Origin of the sequence: Paenibacillus sp. R14(2021) (assembly GCF_019431355.1) — a bacterium.
Lineage (GTDB): Bacteria > Bacillota > Bacilli > Paenibacillales > Paenibacillaceae > Paenibacillus_Z.
In genome coordinates this window covers 4660237-4674736 of the sequence record NZ_CP080269.1, presented here as the reverse complement: position 1 = coordinate 4674736, position 14500 = coordinate 4660237, and the positions used below count along the sequence as shown (strand labels likewise).

The 14500-nt window shown below is 56.8% G+C and carries 14 protein-coding genes and 1 pseudogene; 5 read left to right on the top strand and 10 right to left on the bottom strand.

The features are described 5' to 3' along the window. Nucleotides 1–37: 37 nt before the first annotated feature. Nucleotides 38–652 carry an NAD(P)-dependent oxidoreductase gene (locus tag KXU80_RS21820; RefSeq protein ID WP_219835263.1) on the bottom strand — a complete coding sequence of 205 codons (615 nt, stop codon included), beginning with the start codon at nucleotides 650–652 and terminating at the stop codon, nucleotides 38–40. A gap of 331 nt (nucleotides 653–983) precedes the next feature. Between KXU80_RS21820 and KXU80_RS21815 the strand changes: the two genes are divergently transcribed. Then, nucleotides 984–1427 (top strand): Dps family protein, encoded by a 444-nt coding sequence (locus KXU80_RS21815; RefSeq protein WP_219835262.1) that lies wholly within the window; start codon nucleotides 984–986, stop codon nucleotides 1425–1427. Nucleotides 1428–1556: 129 nt separating this feature from the next. Here KXU80_RS21815 and KXU80_RS21810 read toward each other — a convergent pair whose 3' ends face one another. Then, nucleotides 1557–2453 (bottom strand): helix-turn-helix transcriptional regulator, encoded by an 897-nt coding sequence (locus tag KXU80_RS21810; RefSeq protein WP_219835261.1) that lies wholly within the window; start codon nucleotides 2451–2453, stop codon nucleotides 1557–1559. A 183-nt stretch (nucleotides 2454–2636) separates the two neighbouring features. Between KXU80_RS21810 and KXU80_RS21805 the strand changes: the two genes are divergently transcribed. Further along, the gene (locus KXU80_RS21805) at nucleotides 2637–4061 is read left to right on the top strand and encodes an MATE family efflux transporter (RefSeq protein ID WP_219835260.1); all 1425 of its coding nucleotides are present in this window, start codon (nucleotides 2637–2639) and stop codon (nucleotides 4059–4061) included. A 150-nt stretch (nucleotides 4062–4211) separates the two neighbouring features. On the opposite strand, the gene KXU80_RS21800 is transcribed toward KXU80_RS21805, so the two are convergent. Beyond that, nucleotides 4212–6176 carry an ABC-F family ATP-binding cassette domain-containing protein gene (locus tag KXU80_RS21800; RefSeq protein ID WP_219835259.1) on the bottom strand — a complete coding sequence of 655 codons (1965 nt, stop codon included), beginning with the start codon at nucleotides 6174–6176 and terminating at the stop codon, nucleotides 4212–4214. Nucleotides 6177–6414: 238 nt separating this feature from the next. Next, nucleotides 6415–7413, bottom strand: a pseudogene (gene pyk, locus KXU80_RS21795) (pyruvate kinase); the annotation flags it as partial. A gap of 188 nt (nucleotides 7414–7601) precedes the next feature. Here pyk and KXU80_RS21790 point away from each other — a divergent pair. Together KXU80_RS21790 and KXU80_RS21785 are read left to right on the top strand one after the other, a co-directional pair. Further along, nucleotides 7602–8390 carry a helix-turn-helix transcriptional regulator gene (locus KXU80_RS21790; RefSeq protein ID WP_219835256.1) on the top strand — a complete coding sequence of 263 codons (789 nt, stop codon included), beginning with the start codon at nucleotides 7602–7604 and terminating at the stop codon, nucleotides 8388–8390. 98 nt (nucleotides 8391–8488) lie between these two features. Beyond that, complete coding sequence (locus KXU80_RS21785) at nucleotides 8489–8767, top strand: ArsR/SmtB family transcription factor (RefSeq protein WP_219835255.1); 279 nt, start codon at nucleotides 8489–8491, stop codon at nucleotides 8765–8767. A 321-nt stretch (nucleotides 8768–9088) separates the two neighbouring features. Here KXU80_RS21785 and KXU80_RS21780 read toward each other — a convergent pair whose 3' ends face one another. Continuing rightward, nucleotides 9089–9733, bottom strand: coding sequence for an SOS response-associated peptidase (locus KXU80_RS21780; protein ID WP_219835253.1), 645 nt, complete (start codon nucleotides 9731–9733; stop codon nucleotides 9089–9091). A gap of 106 nt (nucleotides 9734–9839) precedes the next feature. On the opposite strand from KXU80_RS21780, the gene KXU80_RS21775 reads away from it, so the two are divergent. Continuing rightward, nucleotides 9840–10772: an AraC family transcriptional regulator gene (locus KXU80_RS21775; RefSeq protein ID WP_219835252.1), complete on the top strand. Its 933-nt coding sequence runs from the start codon at nucleotides 9840–9842 to the stop codon at nucleotides 10770–10772. Here the strand turns inward: KXU80_RS21775 and map are convergent. The 5 genes from map to KXU80_RS21750 all read right to left on the bottom strand — a co-directional run bounded on the left by map (nucleotide 10769) and on the right by KXU80_RS21750 (nucleotide 14489). Then, nucleotides 10769–11512: a type I methionyl aminopeptidase gene (gene map, locus KXU80_RS21770; protein ID WP_219835251.1), complete on the bottom strand. Its 744-nt coding sequence runs from the start codon at nucleotides 11510–11512 to the stop codon at nucleotides 10769–10771. The two genes, KXU80_RS21775 and map, sit on opposite strands and share 4 nt — an antisense overlap. Before the next feature lie 105 nt (nucleotides 11513–11617). After that, a complete protein-coding gene (locus tag KXU80_RS21765; protein ID WP_219835246.1) occupies nucleotides 11618–11806 on the bottom strand; it encodes a hypothetical protein in 189 nt (62 codons plus the stop codon). Between the two features lie 233 nt (nucleotides 11807–12039). After that, on the bottom strand, nucleotides 12040–12216 hold the full coding sequence (locus KXU80_RS21760) for a hypothetical protein (protein ID WP_219835245.1): 177 nt from the start codon (nucleotides 12214–12216) through the stop codon (nucleotides 12040–12042). A 111-nt stretch (nucleotides 12217–12327) separates the two neighbouring features. Continuing rightward, nucleotides 12328–12759 carry a PaaI family thioesterase gene (locus tag KXU80_RS21755; protein ID WP_219835244.1) on the bottom strand — a complete coding sequence of 144 codons (432 nt, stop codon included), beginning with the start codon at nucleotides 12757–12759 and terminating at the stop codon, nucleotides 12328–12330. Next, nucleotides 12756–14489: a long-chain-fatty-acid--CoA ligase gene (locus tag KXU80_RS21750; protein ID WP_219835241.1), complete on the bottom strand. Its 1734-nt coding sequence runs from the start codon at nucleotides 14487–14489 to the stop codon at nucleotides 12756–12758. Before KXU80_RS21750 ends, KXU80_RS21755 begins: the two co-directional genes overlap by 4 nt. Nucleotides 14490–14500: the final 11 nt, after the last annotated feature.

Genomic DNA, 14500 nt, shown 5'->3' with positions numbered 1-14500 from the left:
TTGCCCTGATTTATACAATCTCCAATTGTGACCACCGTTAATACGTCAGTCCGACAGACTGCCTGCTGTACGTCGAATCTGTTAAGGTTCGCAGCAGAAAATGAGCAACATCTGCCCGGGAAATTCGCGACTCGCCCGTGGGCACCCCTTGCCTGGCTTCCTTGTAATCGCCCTTGAGCCTGCCGCCGACGAGCTGCACCGGGCGTGCAACCGTCCAGTTCAGACCGCTTGCCGCCAGCGCGTCCACGGCGCAGCGATGATCGGCAAGCACATGGCACAGCACAATCCGTGCGAGCAAACCGGGGAGGCCGGGAATTTCTTTATGGATCCCTGCGGAAGCCACGTAGCCGATGCGCAATACGCCATGCCGCTTCATGCCGGCAATAATGCAGGCCGCCATTTCCGAAAGCTCCATCGTTCGCCCAAACCTACGCCTGCCCAGACAGGAGATGACAGCATCTTGACCCGCTATCGCCTGCGCAACTGCAGCTTCATCGCGCGCGTCGCCTTGAATAATCGACAAGCCCTGGTGCTCGAGATCAAGCTTCCGAAGCGAGCGGACGAAGGCCGTCACGGCATAGCCCTGCTCCAGTGCCTGCTGCACCACTTGCTTGCCAGTGCCCCCGCTTGCGCCGAATACAACAATTTTCATATCGATGCGCCTCCATCCTACTGAATGTAAACGTAGCATCGGAACGAACGAGAAGCAATGGGACTTGACATTTGTTCTTATTTATAATAATTTTAATTTAATAATAGTTATTATTAAGGTTCAACACAACAGACAGCGGTTAATAAGAGGAAGAGCAGTCCTAGTTACAAGAAGCGTGATTATTTCACCAAGCTCCTCGGCAAAATAAACGGGATACCTGGCGAGCGCGAGCATGATGATCCGCATGAAACACGACGCAGGAGCAGGCTGTGGAAGTTGACAAGCAGACGGATGCGTTTTTCACTATTTTATTCCGAAGGAGTGTTTAATCATGACGGCAATTAAACTGCAATCGATCCTGAACAAACAAATCTCGACGTGGAGCGTGCTCTACATTAAGCTGCATAACTACCATTGGTATGTAAAGGGGAACCAGTTCTTCACGCTGCATGTGAAATTCCAGGAGCTCTACGAGGAAGCGACGCTGCATGTCGATGACATCGCAGAGCGGCTGCTAACGATCGGCGGCTCTCCGTATGCCACCATGGCGGAGTACCTCGAATACTCCAGCGTGAAAGAAGCAACGGGCAAGGAAACCGCCCCAGAGATGGTCAATACGCTCATTCGAGACTTCACGAACGTGGCCGCCGAGCTGAAGGAAGGCATGGAAGCGGCACAGGAAAGCGGCGACGAAACGACCGGGGATCTGCTGCTTGCCATCCACAAATCGCTCGAGAAGCACACTTGGATGCTTAAAGCATTCAACGGCAAATAAATCCTGGCTAACAGCTAAGGCCCGTCAACTGCGGTTAATTTTCGCGGTTGGCGGGTCTTCTTGCTGCGTCCAGAAGACGCACCACGAGGCAAGATGGAGCGATGCTGCAGAAGCTGTACAGCAGTCCGCTTAGCCGTAAGCGAACCGCTGCCGGTATCTGCGCGGCGAGATGCCTTCGATTCGTGTAAAGCAGGACGTGAAGTAGGCAGCTTGGTTGAAGCCGACCTCCTCCGCGATCCGAGTGACCGCGTAATCCGTTTGAAGCAGCAGCAGCTTCGCCTGCTCGATTCGGTGATGCAGCAAATATTCCATCGGCGCGCAGCCGTATACCCGCTGCATGCAGCGAGCGATATAGACGGGGTGAAAATTCAACTGCTCGCCCAGCTGCTGCGCGGTGACGGGTTCTCGGTAATGCTTGCGCATATAGGCCGCGGCCTGCTCCGCGCAAGCGGCAGCCGGCGAAGACTCTTCCCCGGCCATGGATAAGGACAGCTGGCGCAGCAGCTCTTGGAAGAGCGCCTGCTGGCTCCACTTCGCGCTGCTGGAGTAGAAGCTCTGGTTCAGCTGAATGAGCTGCCCCAGCAATTCGTCGACCTTGCCGGGATGCAGCAGCTTGGCAAACTGCGGCACTTGAATCTGAAACGTGTGGGTTTCGTAAGACCAGAGCGCCTTGGTGTTCATCTCATCGTATGGCTCCAGCCCCTCCTGCCCTTGCCGCGGAAGCTCCGTCTCCGTCACGGACCAGCTCCCCATCGTCTGAAAATGAAGCCAGTAGTAGGAGGTGTAGCTGTCGCAGCCCTGCGTTCCGTAGTGGTAGCTGTCCGGTCTCAGAATGAGCGCACACCCTTCGCCGACCTCGTAGGTTCGGTCCTCCTCGCCCAAGAAGAGGCAGCCTTCCCGAACGACAAGCAGATCGAACACCTCGATGTTTCGGCGGTTGACGTGACGCCCCCCGATGCCGTAATCCGCTAAGCCGCAGAGCATATAGTGCGGAAGCGGAGGAACCGTAAATTGCAGCAAGCTCATCGCTGTCACTCCTTCCAGGAAGCCATGCTCCGGTATGAACGAAGTTTGTAATTTGAAAGTTTAGGTTGAATTCATGATACTTGCCGTTAAGTATACCATCTATAATTTGAAATGAAACGAACGGATGAAACATGCGCGGACGGCTATACTGCCGCAGGCGATTCAGGAGGCATACAAGTAGCAATGAAGAACGCAAGTAAACGGCTGACGAAACGAAATTCCTTTTCCTTATGGTCCCTCAGCTGGCCGATCTTTATCGAGCTGCTGCTCGCCACGCTGCTCGGCACGGTCGATACGCTGATGGTCAGCAAGGTTTCCGATGACGCCGTTGCCGTCGTCGGTTTCTCTAATCAACTATTTAACGCCCTTGCAGCGCTGTTCATCACCATTTCAAGCGGTGCAGGCATTCTCGTCGCCCAGCGGCTCGGATCCAAGCGGTCCGAGGAAGCACGAACGATTGCGATTATTTCCGCACGGGTATGCGGAGGAATCGGACTTGCGCTAAGCGTCACGCTGTTATTCGCACCGGAAGCCATCGCCCGGCTGATTCAGATGCCTGAGCATCTGCTGCCCATGTCCCGTACGTATATTTCCGTAGCGGGCAGCGGGCTGATCTCGATGGCGCTGACCTCCGCGTTCAGCACCGTGATCCGGAGTACGGGCAATACACGGGGTCCGATGCTGACCGTTGTCGGCATTAACATTTTACACGTTGCTCTTAATTATGGGTTTATCTTCGGGGCGTTCGGCTTCCCTCAGCTGGGACTTACGGGCGTTTCCATCTCGACGCTGGTCAGCCGGACGACGGCGATGCTTATTCTCGGCTTCATGTTCATCCATTCCTTCGAGCGCAAGGTTGGAATTGCAGATATTCGCCTTCACGATCGCAAGCTCTTCAAGGAAGTGCTGCGCATCGGCTGGCCGCTCGGCGTCAATGCATCTTGCTGGATGGTTTCGCAGCTCGTCATCTTCACGTTCCTAGCCATGCTTGGCGCCAAGGAGCTTGCGGCACGCACGTATTTAAACACGCTTGAATCCTTCTGCTTCCTGCTCGGCTATGCCATCGCGCTCGGCGTCCAAATCCAGATCGCCCACCTCTTCGGCGCGCGAAAATGGAAAGAAGCTTACCGCAGCGCCTACAAAGCGCTATGTATCGGACTTGCCGTCGTTACCGTCAACGCGCTGCTGCTCCTCCTTCTGGGCAAATGGTTTCTCGGATGGTTCACGAAGGATCCTGAAATTATCGCGATGGGTATTTCCCTGCTTGCGCTCAACCTGGTGCTGCAGCCGGGTAAGATGCTCAACATGGGTTTCAACGCCGGGCTGAACGCGGTCGGCGATACCCGTTTCCCGATGATAACCTCCCTCCTGTCCATGTGGTTTGTCGCCGTCGGCTTCTCTTATTGGTTCGGCCTTCATCTGGGCTGGGGGCTTGTCGCAATCTACTGCTGCATGATTGCCGACGAGTACGTTCGGGGTACGCTTGCTTTCTTCCGGTGGCGGCAGCGCAAGCTGCTGCGGCGCGCGGAGACGGAATCCTTGGGGAGCACTCCTTCTGCCAAGCTTCCTGCAGCCGATTCGGCCGGCCCGTCCGTGTCCGTCGTCTGATTGACGCTGACCGCAGCTGGACGCCAGCCAGGGCAGCCGGCTGCTTGAACCGCCTCATAGCCTGTTACTCCAAACAAATAAGGGCAGTCCGGAAACCATGACGCAAGCCATGCTCTCCGTACTGCCCTCTTTACGTGGACCAGTGCCGTTTTACTTCTTCTTATTCGCTGCAATCTGCTCGGCAAGCTCATTTAGAAACGCCCAGCGATCCATCAGGGCCTCCAGCTGCGCCTCCAGCTGCGCCTGCTCCTGCAGCAGCTCCTGCAGCAAGCCGGAGTCGCTGCTCGCCGCCTCCATCCGCGTCTGCACCTTCTGCAGGTCCAGCTCCGCTTTCTCGATATCGGCATCGATCGTATCGAATTCCTTCTGCTCTTTGTACGTCATTTTCATCGGCTTGGCCGATTCATTCGCGCCTGAATCGGCCGGGATGCCGTTCTTCGGCTGTGCCGCCGGAGCAGGCTCGCCCCCGCGCTTCGGCTCTGCGCCGCCCGAATCGTTCGCGCCGGAGCGGACGCCATGCGCCGCCGCATAGGCCTGGTAATCCGAGAAGTTGCCGACATGCTGCTCAATGACGCCGTTACCCTCGAAGGCAATAATCCGATCCATCGTGCGATCGAGGAAATACCTGTCATGGGAAACCGTGAAGACGACGCCGGGGAAATCGTCCAGGTAATCTTCAAGCACGGTCAACGTCGTAATGTCCAAGTCATTCGTCGGCTCATCCAGCAGCAGCACGTTCGGCGCTTCCATCAGGATGCGCAGCAGCTGCAGCCTGCGCTTCTCGCCGCCGGACAGCTTGGCAATCGGCGTCCACTGCTGCGCAGGTGGAAACAAGAACCTCTCCAGCATCTGTGACGCAGTAATGGTGGTGCCGTCTCCTGTCGTCACCCGCTCCGCGCTCTCGCGGATGTAGTCAATGACCCGCAGGCTCTCGTCCATCTCCTCTCGCTCCTGCGAGAAGACGCCGAGCTTCACCGTCGGTCCGAGCGAGACCGTGCCCTCATCGGGCTGCAGCTTGCCGGCAATCAGCTTCAGCAGCGTCGACTTGCCAAGACCATTGCGCCCCACGATGCCAACGCGGTCTTCCGGTACCGCGATATAGCTGAAATCCGCGATCACCGTGCGGCCCTCGAACGATTTGCGCAACCCCTCGATCTCCAGAATCTTCTTACCGAGCCGCGTAGAGGCAACGGACACCTCCAGCTTGCCGGAGGCTTTCTCCGGCGCGTTCGCGCTCAGCGCTTCGAACCGCTGAATGCGCGCCTGCTGCTTCGTCGTCCGCGCTTTGGCGCCTTTGCGCATCCAAGCCAGCTCATTGCGGAGCAGGTTCTGGCGCTTCGCTTCCGATGACGCCTCGCGTTCCTCGCGGTCCAGCTTGAGCTCGAGGAACTGGCTGTAGTTCGCGGTGTAGAAATACGCTTTGCCTTTATCCAGCTCCAGCGTACGGTTACTGACGCGGTCCAGGAAGTACCGGTCATGCGTAATCATAAGCAGCGCGCCCTTGCGCTTCTGCAGCATACCTTCAAGCCAAGCGACGGATTCGTTGTCGATATGGTTGGTTGGCTCATCCAGCAGCAGCACGTCGGCCGGCTGAATAAGCGCCGCAGCCATCGCAACGCGCTTGCGTTGGCCGCCGGAGAGAATGCCAAGCTTCGCATCGAAGTTCAAGATGCCGAGCTTCGTGAGCGCGATTTTCGCTTCGCTCTCGAGTCCCCAGGCGTCCAGCTCGTTCATACGCTGGTTAGCACGGACAAGCTTCTCCTGCGCCGCCTCGCTGGTCGGGTTCAGCTCAAGCGCCTGCAGCGCCGCCGCATAGGCCCGTACCGCCTGCATTGGTGCCGAGTCTCCGCCGAGCACATGCTCCAGCACTGTCTCCTCGGGGTCGAACTGCGGATCCTGCGCCAGCATCCTGACCGTCGTTCCGCCAACAACAAGAATAGAGCCCGAATCAGGGGGCTCTATGCCTGCAACGACTTGAAGAAACGTCGACTTACCGGTGCCGTTCACGCCGATAATACCGATTTTGTCGCCCATTTCCACGCCGAACGACACGTCTTGAAACAATATTTTTTCACCGTAGCTCTTGGAGATATGATCAACCGTTAATACGTGCATGCTTCTCTTCCCGCCTAACGTTAGTGAATCGCAAAACGCTGTGCAGCCCGCGCTTTGTCCGCATCCCGTCCGCGATACACATAAGCTTCATCTTATGCCGCGCCAGGACTTCCCCGGAATAAAACAGATGACGCCGCCACTTGGGATGGCGGCGCCTGCCGTTTCACCTTCTCTATTCACTTTAAACGATGAACTAAGCTGTGATCAAATCTTTCTTTACGAAATCGTTCGCGGATTCTTCCGCCTTGATCGCGATTGCCGCCATCGTACGGACGGCTTCCACCGGATATTTCCCTGCAGCCGTCTCGCCGGACAGCATGACCGCATCCGATCCATCCCATACGGCATTAGCCACGTCGCACGCTTCTGCGCGCGTCGGACGCGGATTGGCCTGCATGGATTCCAGCATTTGCGTCGCCGTAATGACGAATTTGCCGGCACGGTTACAAGCGCTGATCATGCGCTTCTGCGCCATTGGCACATCCTCGATCGGAATCTCTACGCCGAGATCGCCGCGCGCGACCATAATGCCCTCCGAAGCTTCCACGATCGCTTCCAGCTCGTCCAGGCCTTCTTGATTCTCGATCTTGGAGATGATTTGAATATGGCCGGCGCCCTGCGCAGCCAGCAGTGCCTTCACTTCCTGCACGTCTTCGGCGCGGCGGACGAACGACATGGCAATCATCTCGACCTTGTTCTCGATGCCGAAGGCGATGTGCAGCTTGTCTTTCTCCGTTACGCCCGGCAGGCTTGTTTGAATACCCGGCAGATTGACGCCCTTGCGGGCTTTGATGATGCCGCCGTTCTGGATTACGCATACGACGTCAGAGCCTTCGATGCGAACGACTTGAAGCTCGATCAAGCCGTCGTCGATCATAATGCGCGAGCCGACCGTAACATCCTGCGCAAGATCATAAGATACCGAAATCCGCTGCTGCGTGCCTTGGATTTGTTCTGTCGTTAAGGTCAGGAATTCGCCTGCCTTCAGCATGTAGGAAGGCTCCTGCAGCACACCCGTACGAATCTCGGGTCCTTTAATATCCAGCATCACGGACACCGGAAGGTTCAGCTTGCTTGCGGCCGCGCGAACCAATTGAATCCGCTGCTTGTGATCGTCAAGCTCGCCGTGCGCCAGGTTCAATCTCGCTATATTCATGCCGGCAAGGAGCATATTCTCGAGGATTTCCTCGGACATGCATGCAGGTCCCATCGTACATACAATCGCTGTTTTTTTCATGATGATCTCTCCCTGTTTTTCGAATTTATGATGAATTCGGTGTTTTCCTGTCGTAAGGTGTCCCATCTTGACGCATCGTGTAATTCTTTCTTAACTCCATTGTAAAAGAACCATTGCGCAATCGCGATGTACTATAGTACAGTGGTTGTAAAATAGTACGATGAAGAACAGGGGGCAGATGGCTGCCTATGTTTGATATATTCGATATCCGGCAGGAACGCGGTATCCTTCGAAGCGAGCAGGCTGTGCTCGGAAGCGACAGCTTTACGCTCGTATGGGTGAGATTCGGCCAAACGAGCTATCGCATAGCCGGGCAGCTGATGCAATGCCGCAAGAATGATCTGCTGCTCATCCCCGCCGGTCTCCCCGCCGCTGAACTGCGCGGGTCTGGAAGCATCCGCGAAAGCGTCGTCGTCCGCTTCAGTCCCGCTACCTCCGCGGCCGTCCGGCTGCTGCCCATCCTTGCCAGGCGTACGCCCTTGCGCTGGGTTACGCATATGCCGGAGCTGCTGCTTGAGAAGCTGTTGTACATCGTGGAGCAGTGGTCGGACCGGGATCGTTATTTCTCCGTCATGTGCGCCGCGCTGCTCACCGAGCTTATCGTGACGATCAGCCGGGAGTTCGATGAGGGCGAGAAGCCGCCTTCTTCCATCCACCATATCGAGGTCATGAAGCGTTATATCGAGGATCACTATCGCAGCAAAATCACGAAGATCGAGCTCGGCGGCTGCATCAACGTCAGCCCTAACTATGCGGCATCCTTATTCCGCAAGGTGACCGGACTTACGATCAGCGAATATGTACACCGCAGGCGAATGAAGACCGCCCACTATATGCTCCGCCATTCGCAGCTGACGGCTCAGGATATCTCGGAGCATCTCGGATACAGCGATCCTTCGTACTTCAACCGGATTTTTAAGCGTATTGTCGGCAAGCTGCCTTCAGACGTCATCGCGGAGCGCTCTGGACTGGAGTAGGGGGAACCGCTGATGAAGAATTTCCGCAGCGAATATGGTATGATTATGTTCCAATTATGAATAACGGACCCTGACTTTCAGTAAAGGAGACGACCCTTATGACTTCCCTATCCGACCAGCAGTTCTCAAGGATATCCCGTGCCCTTGCCGAACCGCGGCGATACCAAATGCTCAAGGAAATCGGGGCCTCGTCGGAGCCGCTTCCGTGCAGCGCGCTGCACGTCACCCATCAGGTGAGCGCCGCTACAATCTCCCACCATCTGAAGGAGCTGGAAACCGCGGGCCTCGTATCCAGCATCCGCGAAGGCAAATATATGAGCCTCGTCCTTGAACGCGATGTGCTTCGCGCTTATCTCGACCAGCTCTCCAAGATCTAATGCCGCCGCCCGCACGTACCGTATAAGCCAGAGGACCGCAAAACAACCGCATAGCGCTATTTACTCCATCCAAGAGGGGCGTTTGCTCCTCTTTTTTGATTCCTCCGCTCAAATACGAATGGACGGTGCCCGTGCCCGAGGATGAATAAGGCGCAGCTTCTGAATCGATATGAATCGGCTAAGAAACAAAAACAGGATGGAACAGGTGTTATTACCTGCTCCATCCTGTTTCTGTATGGGTCGATCACGGCTTGCATCCGGCTGTTAGCCGCCGCCTGGCGGGCGTCGGCGAGTATGGCGAATGATGCGCAGCGGCTGTTTTTAAACCATCTCCGTGCGCTGCGCCTCGAACTCCAGGTCCGAGTCGCCGGTTTGCGCGAGCGGAATGGCGATCATCCGCATGGGATCCATCATCCGAAGCATGCCCTTCAGCTCAAACGGCGTCCGAACGCCGCGGGTCAGCCAGCCTTCAATATCCTCCGGCTCCAGAATCGCGGGCATCTGCGCCTGGTATGGCAAGACGAGCGTATTCGCCTTCGTCATCAGCATCGTGCAGGTGCGCATCTCCTCGCCGGATGCCGGGCTGAACACATCGTAGAGCCCCGCAATGGCGAAGGTTCCGCTGCGCATCGTGAGCTTGATCCGCTGCTCCTCCTTGCCTTCCATCCGTGTCACGTAGAAGCCGCTGCACGGAATGATGCAGCGCTGCTTGTCGGCGATTCGGTCATAGATCGGCTTGTTGAACAGCTGCAAGCTGTCCATGCGTACAGAATCCTTTGCCCAGTAGGGCACCATCCCCCAGCGGAATTCATCGAGCACCCGCCCTTGTTTGCCCGCATAGATCGCGGAAATGGATTCTGTCGGATGAATCTCGTACCGGTTGGACGTATGAAACAGGACATTGCCGAGCTCGAATCGATCCGTCAGCTCGGAAGCATGCGCGGTAATGGAAATCGCTTGACACATGGGAAAAACCTCCTTTTGTTTTGGCTATTATGACCAGTTTGCCTGGAAACATGTGCGCTTCTCAGGGATTCGCTATAATAAGCCTAGAACGAGGAGGGAGCCGGATATGAAAAACGGTAATCACATGACCGCAAATTCGCATTTCTCTTATGGCGAACGGCTTCTGCCCTACGCCTCACTCATCAACGATCATCTGCCGCTCTATATCAATCGCGCTTACGAATCGTTCGAGCTGCGCATGCATGCGCATGATTTCATTGAGATCTGCCTGGTTACCGAAGGTACCGGCGTCCATTATATCGGATCCGACCAGATGCCCGTCGCGCGCGGCGACCTGTTCTTCATCCCAGTCGGTCTCTCCCATGTCTTCCGTCCGGCGGCGCAGGGTCAATCCCTTGTGATGTACAACTGCATCCTGACCGCCGAACAGCTGGAGACGCTCCTCCAAGGCATCCGCGCCGAGCCGCAAATCGCGGAAGCCTTCCGGGGGCGTAATTCGCTCAAAGCCTGGTTTCACCTCCACGACCGCGGCGAAGAAGCGCTGCGCCTGTTCCATAAACTCCACCGGGAATTCACCGCGCGTGAGCCAGGCTTTGCCGCCGCACTCTGCGCCGCGGCTATCGAGCTGCTCGTGCTGCTGTACCGCCGCATGGGCGCAGACCTGCCCCCACAAGAACCCGCTCATTCTGCCGGTCATGCCTCAAGCGGCATGCGGGAGCAGCTCGCGTTCATCGAGGCCAACTGCGCTCAATCGCTTCATGCAGCCGATATCGCGGAGCGGCTCGGCATCGGCGAACGCCAGTTCCAGCGCAGCTTCAAGAAAGCGACGGGTACCACGTTCCTTGATTACGTGCAGAGCGCGCGCATCGATCTCTGCTGCAGCCTGCTCCTGAAGACGACGGACAGCATCGTCGAAATCGCGGTCCGGTCCGGCTATCAGGACATCAAGTTTTTTAACCGGCTGTTCAAGCGAAAGACGGGTGTCACTCCCCGTCAGTACCGCATGTCCATGCAGCAGCCGCGAGTACCTTCCAGTTAATCCGTTAAAATAAGCGGCCCGCTGCTCGTGACCGCTACCGTATGCTCATACTGGGCGCCCCAAGAGCCGTCGAAGGTCCGCGCTGTCCAGCCGTCGGCATCGATGGTTATGTCGGGATAGCCCCTCACGAAGATGGGCTCGATGGTAATGACCATGCCCTCCCGCAGCCGCTTCCCAGTACCGGCTTTGCCCCTGTGATGCACTTGGGGATCTTCATGCAGCCTGCGCCCGATCCCGTGTCCGATGAACGCTTCGACGACGGCGTACTTCTCCCCGTCTGCAACGGTTTGCACCGCATAGCCGATATCGCCGATTCGGTTGCCCGCAACAGCCTTCTTGATGCCCTGATAGAGCGCGAATTTCGTTGCGTTCATCAGGCGCTGCGTCTCGCGGTCGACCCGGCCGACCGCATAAGTCCATGCAGAGTCGGCCATCCAGCCGTCCAGCTCCGCCACCATATCGATCGTCACCAGCTCGCCCTCAAGGAGCGGCGCATCCTGCGGGAACCCGTGGCAGACCACCTCGCCGACAGAGGCGCATGTCGCGTACGGATACCCTTTGTACCCCTTCTGGACCGGACGCGCGCCGCATTTCAGCATATATCCCTCTACGAACCGGTCGATTTCAAGCGTCGTGACGCCGGGCTTGATCCGCATGCCGATCTCACGATGACAGGCCGCAACAATGCGTCCGGCTTGACGCATCTTTCCAATCTCATCGATCGTCTTATATTGAATCATCCGCCACTCCTCCCTGCTTATGCGGCCGCAGCGCAGCCATGAGGAAGCCGAAAAACAAAAAAGCCTTGTCCCTATCGTACCGGGCAAGGCTTATTCACTATTATATTAGCTGACCGATGAGCGGAGACGTCCCATCTCATGCTCGACCAACAGCGTCAGTTCCTCTTCATAACCGCCCATAATGCGGTATTTGCGGATGTAGTCTCTGACGAATTTCTTCGAATCCTTGGGTTGAAAAATGCGAGTTAGTTCCATGAGGCTTTCTTTGACTTCATTATGGCTGCGTTTCGCCATGAAATCCCCTCCCTAGCATCGGTTGGTGGTTCTAACATTTACTGTACGAGAACGCGCACGGTTGAGAATCAATCGCGGCTTAACCCATTTGGTGTTGAACGATCCATATGATTGAAAGGTGAGTCCAAAAGCTTCTGATGCAGCAACGAAATCGAATTTTCGAATTTATCAATTAATTATAACATTTTAAATATGGATATAAAAGCGAACACCATATTTAATTTGTTAAAAAATCATGTTTTGTCATTGTCTGTCGAATCCGTGCCGGACCCGTCGGATTGCTGCGGGCGCGCCGTCGTAGCCGACCAGGCACTGCTCTTATACATACGCAAATACGCGATAACACCTGCGATTGCGACGATGATGCCGAATAAAATGACCGCGGTCGTTATCCAAGGGCTAACCACCATGCGCCCTCCCTTCCCTCTAGCTGAATTTCCATATATAGGCTAATTATAGAGGAAAGGGATACCGCTTTCAATGCAGCGGACAGACTACTGCATAAATGTAACATATTACAATTACGTTACTCGGCGAAACGTTCCGCTTCCCCATACAAGGAGCTCGCCTTTATTATCGGCAATACGCCCCTCAAGCGTAAGGGTTCGCCGAGATTTGTGCAGCAGCACGGCTTCGCAGGTCAACCTCCCCTCCGACGAGCTCTGCAAATAGTGGACGTTCAACCCCGTTGTGACCGTCCGCTCACCCGGACATTCTAGAATCGTGACAAGCCCCATGGCATTGTCGAGCAGCGAAGCCAGCACGCCGCCGTGCACAATCCCGGCCAGGTTGAGGTGCTCCGGACGAAGCTGCAGCCCAATGACCGCTTTGCCCCGCTCCGATGCAATCAACTCGCAGCCCAGATACCCCCAGAATGTTCGCTTCGCCTCCGCTTCCAGCGCTTCCAACGCGGATATGTCGTCAGACGGCCGGTTTGCATCTCCTGTAGTCATGTCCCCCCTCCCCGATCACCGTCACCCGAAGCGGCAAGCTCCTCTTCCTCCTGCAGCTTGCGGCGCAGCACCTTGCCGATCATCGTCATGGGCAGCTCCGTGCGGAACTCGTACATATGCGGCACCTTAAATACGGCGAGCCTTTCCCTGCACCAGCGGTCAAGCTGCATGGAAGAGACGCTCACGTCCTGGCGCAGGACGATGAACGCTTTTACCGTTTCGCCGCGGTACGGATCCTTCACGCCGATGACGGCCGCCTCCCGTACGCCGGGATGCTCATACAGCACCTCCTCCACCTCGCGCGGGTAAATATTAAAGCCTCCTGCGATGATAATGTCCTTGATCCGATCCACGATCGTAAAGAAACCGTCGCTGTCGACTGTCGCCAGATCGCCGGTATGCAGCCAGCCGTCCCGCAGCGCGGCGGCCGTCGCTTCCGGCTTGTTCCAATAGCCTTGCATGACCTGCGGGCCTTGAATGAGCAGCTCTCCCACCTCCCCGAGGGGCAGCTCCTCCCCCGTGGTCATATCTACGATTTTGGCGAGCGTGCCGGGGAGCGGCAGTCCGATCGTGCCGATCTTGCGCTTCGTCCACAGCGGATTGGCATGCGTGACCGGGGCCGCTTCCGTCAGGCCGTAGCCTTCAATCAGCCTGCCGCCGGTAACGGCTTCGAACTGCGTCTGCACTTCAAGCGGGAGCGGCGCGGAGCCGCTGATGCATACGTTGATCGAGGACAGGTCGTACTTTTTCGCGCTCGGATGGCCGAGCAGCGCGATATACATCGTAGGGGCGCCGGGGAAGATCGTCGGCTTCTCGTCGCGGATCGCCTTCAGCACAGCCGCAAGCTCGAAGCGGGGCAGCAGAATAATGGTGCCGGCCTTGAGCGCGGACAGGTTCATGATGACCGTTAGACCGAACACATGGAATAAAGGGAGCGCTGCCAGGAAGCGTTCCTTTCCCTCCTGCACACGGTAAAACCAAGCCGCGCACTGCGCGGCGTTCGCAATGAGGTTGCGATGCGTCAGCATGACGCCCTTGGCAAGTCCTGTCGTTCCGCCGGTATACTGAAGCAGAGCGACGTCCTTCTCTGGATCCTGCTTCACTTCGGACGGCAGCTTTGGCGCCTTGGCAAGGAAGGAAGCCATCCGCGTCACGCCATGCTTGCCGTATGGAATCTGAGGGTGATGTCCTGTGCGCCGCTGCTTGATGGGGAAGAGGATGTTTTTGGGGAAGGGAAGCTCATCTTGAATGGATGTAACGATTACCTTGCGCAGCTGCGGGACCGGGCCTTCCTCAGGCTTATCGCTTCTCACTCTGCCAAGACGCGGATAGAGCAAATCCAGCGTCACGATCGCTGCCGCGCCGCTGTCCTTCAGTTGATGCTCCAGCTCCCGCTCCACATAGAGCGGGTTCGTCATCACGACGACTGCGCCCGCGAGCAGGACGCCGAAATAAGCGATAACGGCCTGCGGACAGTTGGGCAGCATGATCGCGACGCGGTCCCCGCTGCCAATGCCGTTCGCCTGCAGCCCTGCGGCCATCCGCTGGGCTGCAGCCAACAGCCCTTTATAGGTGTAGGTCTTGCCGAAGAAATGCAGCGCCTCGTTAGCGGGGTAGCTGGCTGCAGCCTGCAGCAGCAAACCGCTAATGCTCATATTCGGGATGTCCACGGACGGCGCAACTTCGCCGGGATAACTGCGCAGCCAGGGCCAAGCCTGCGGTTGTTCCATCTCGTCGCCTC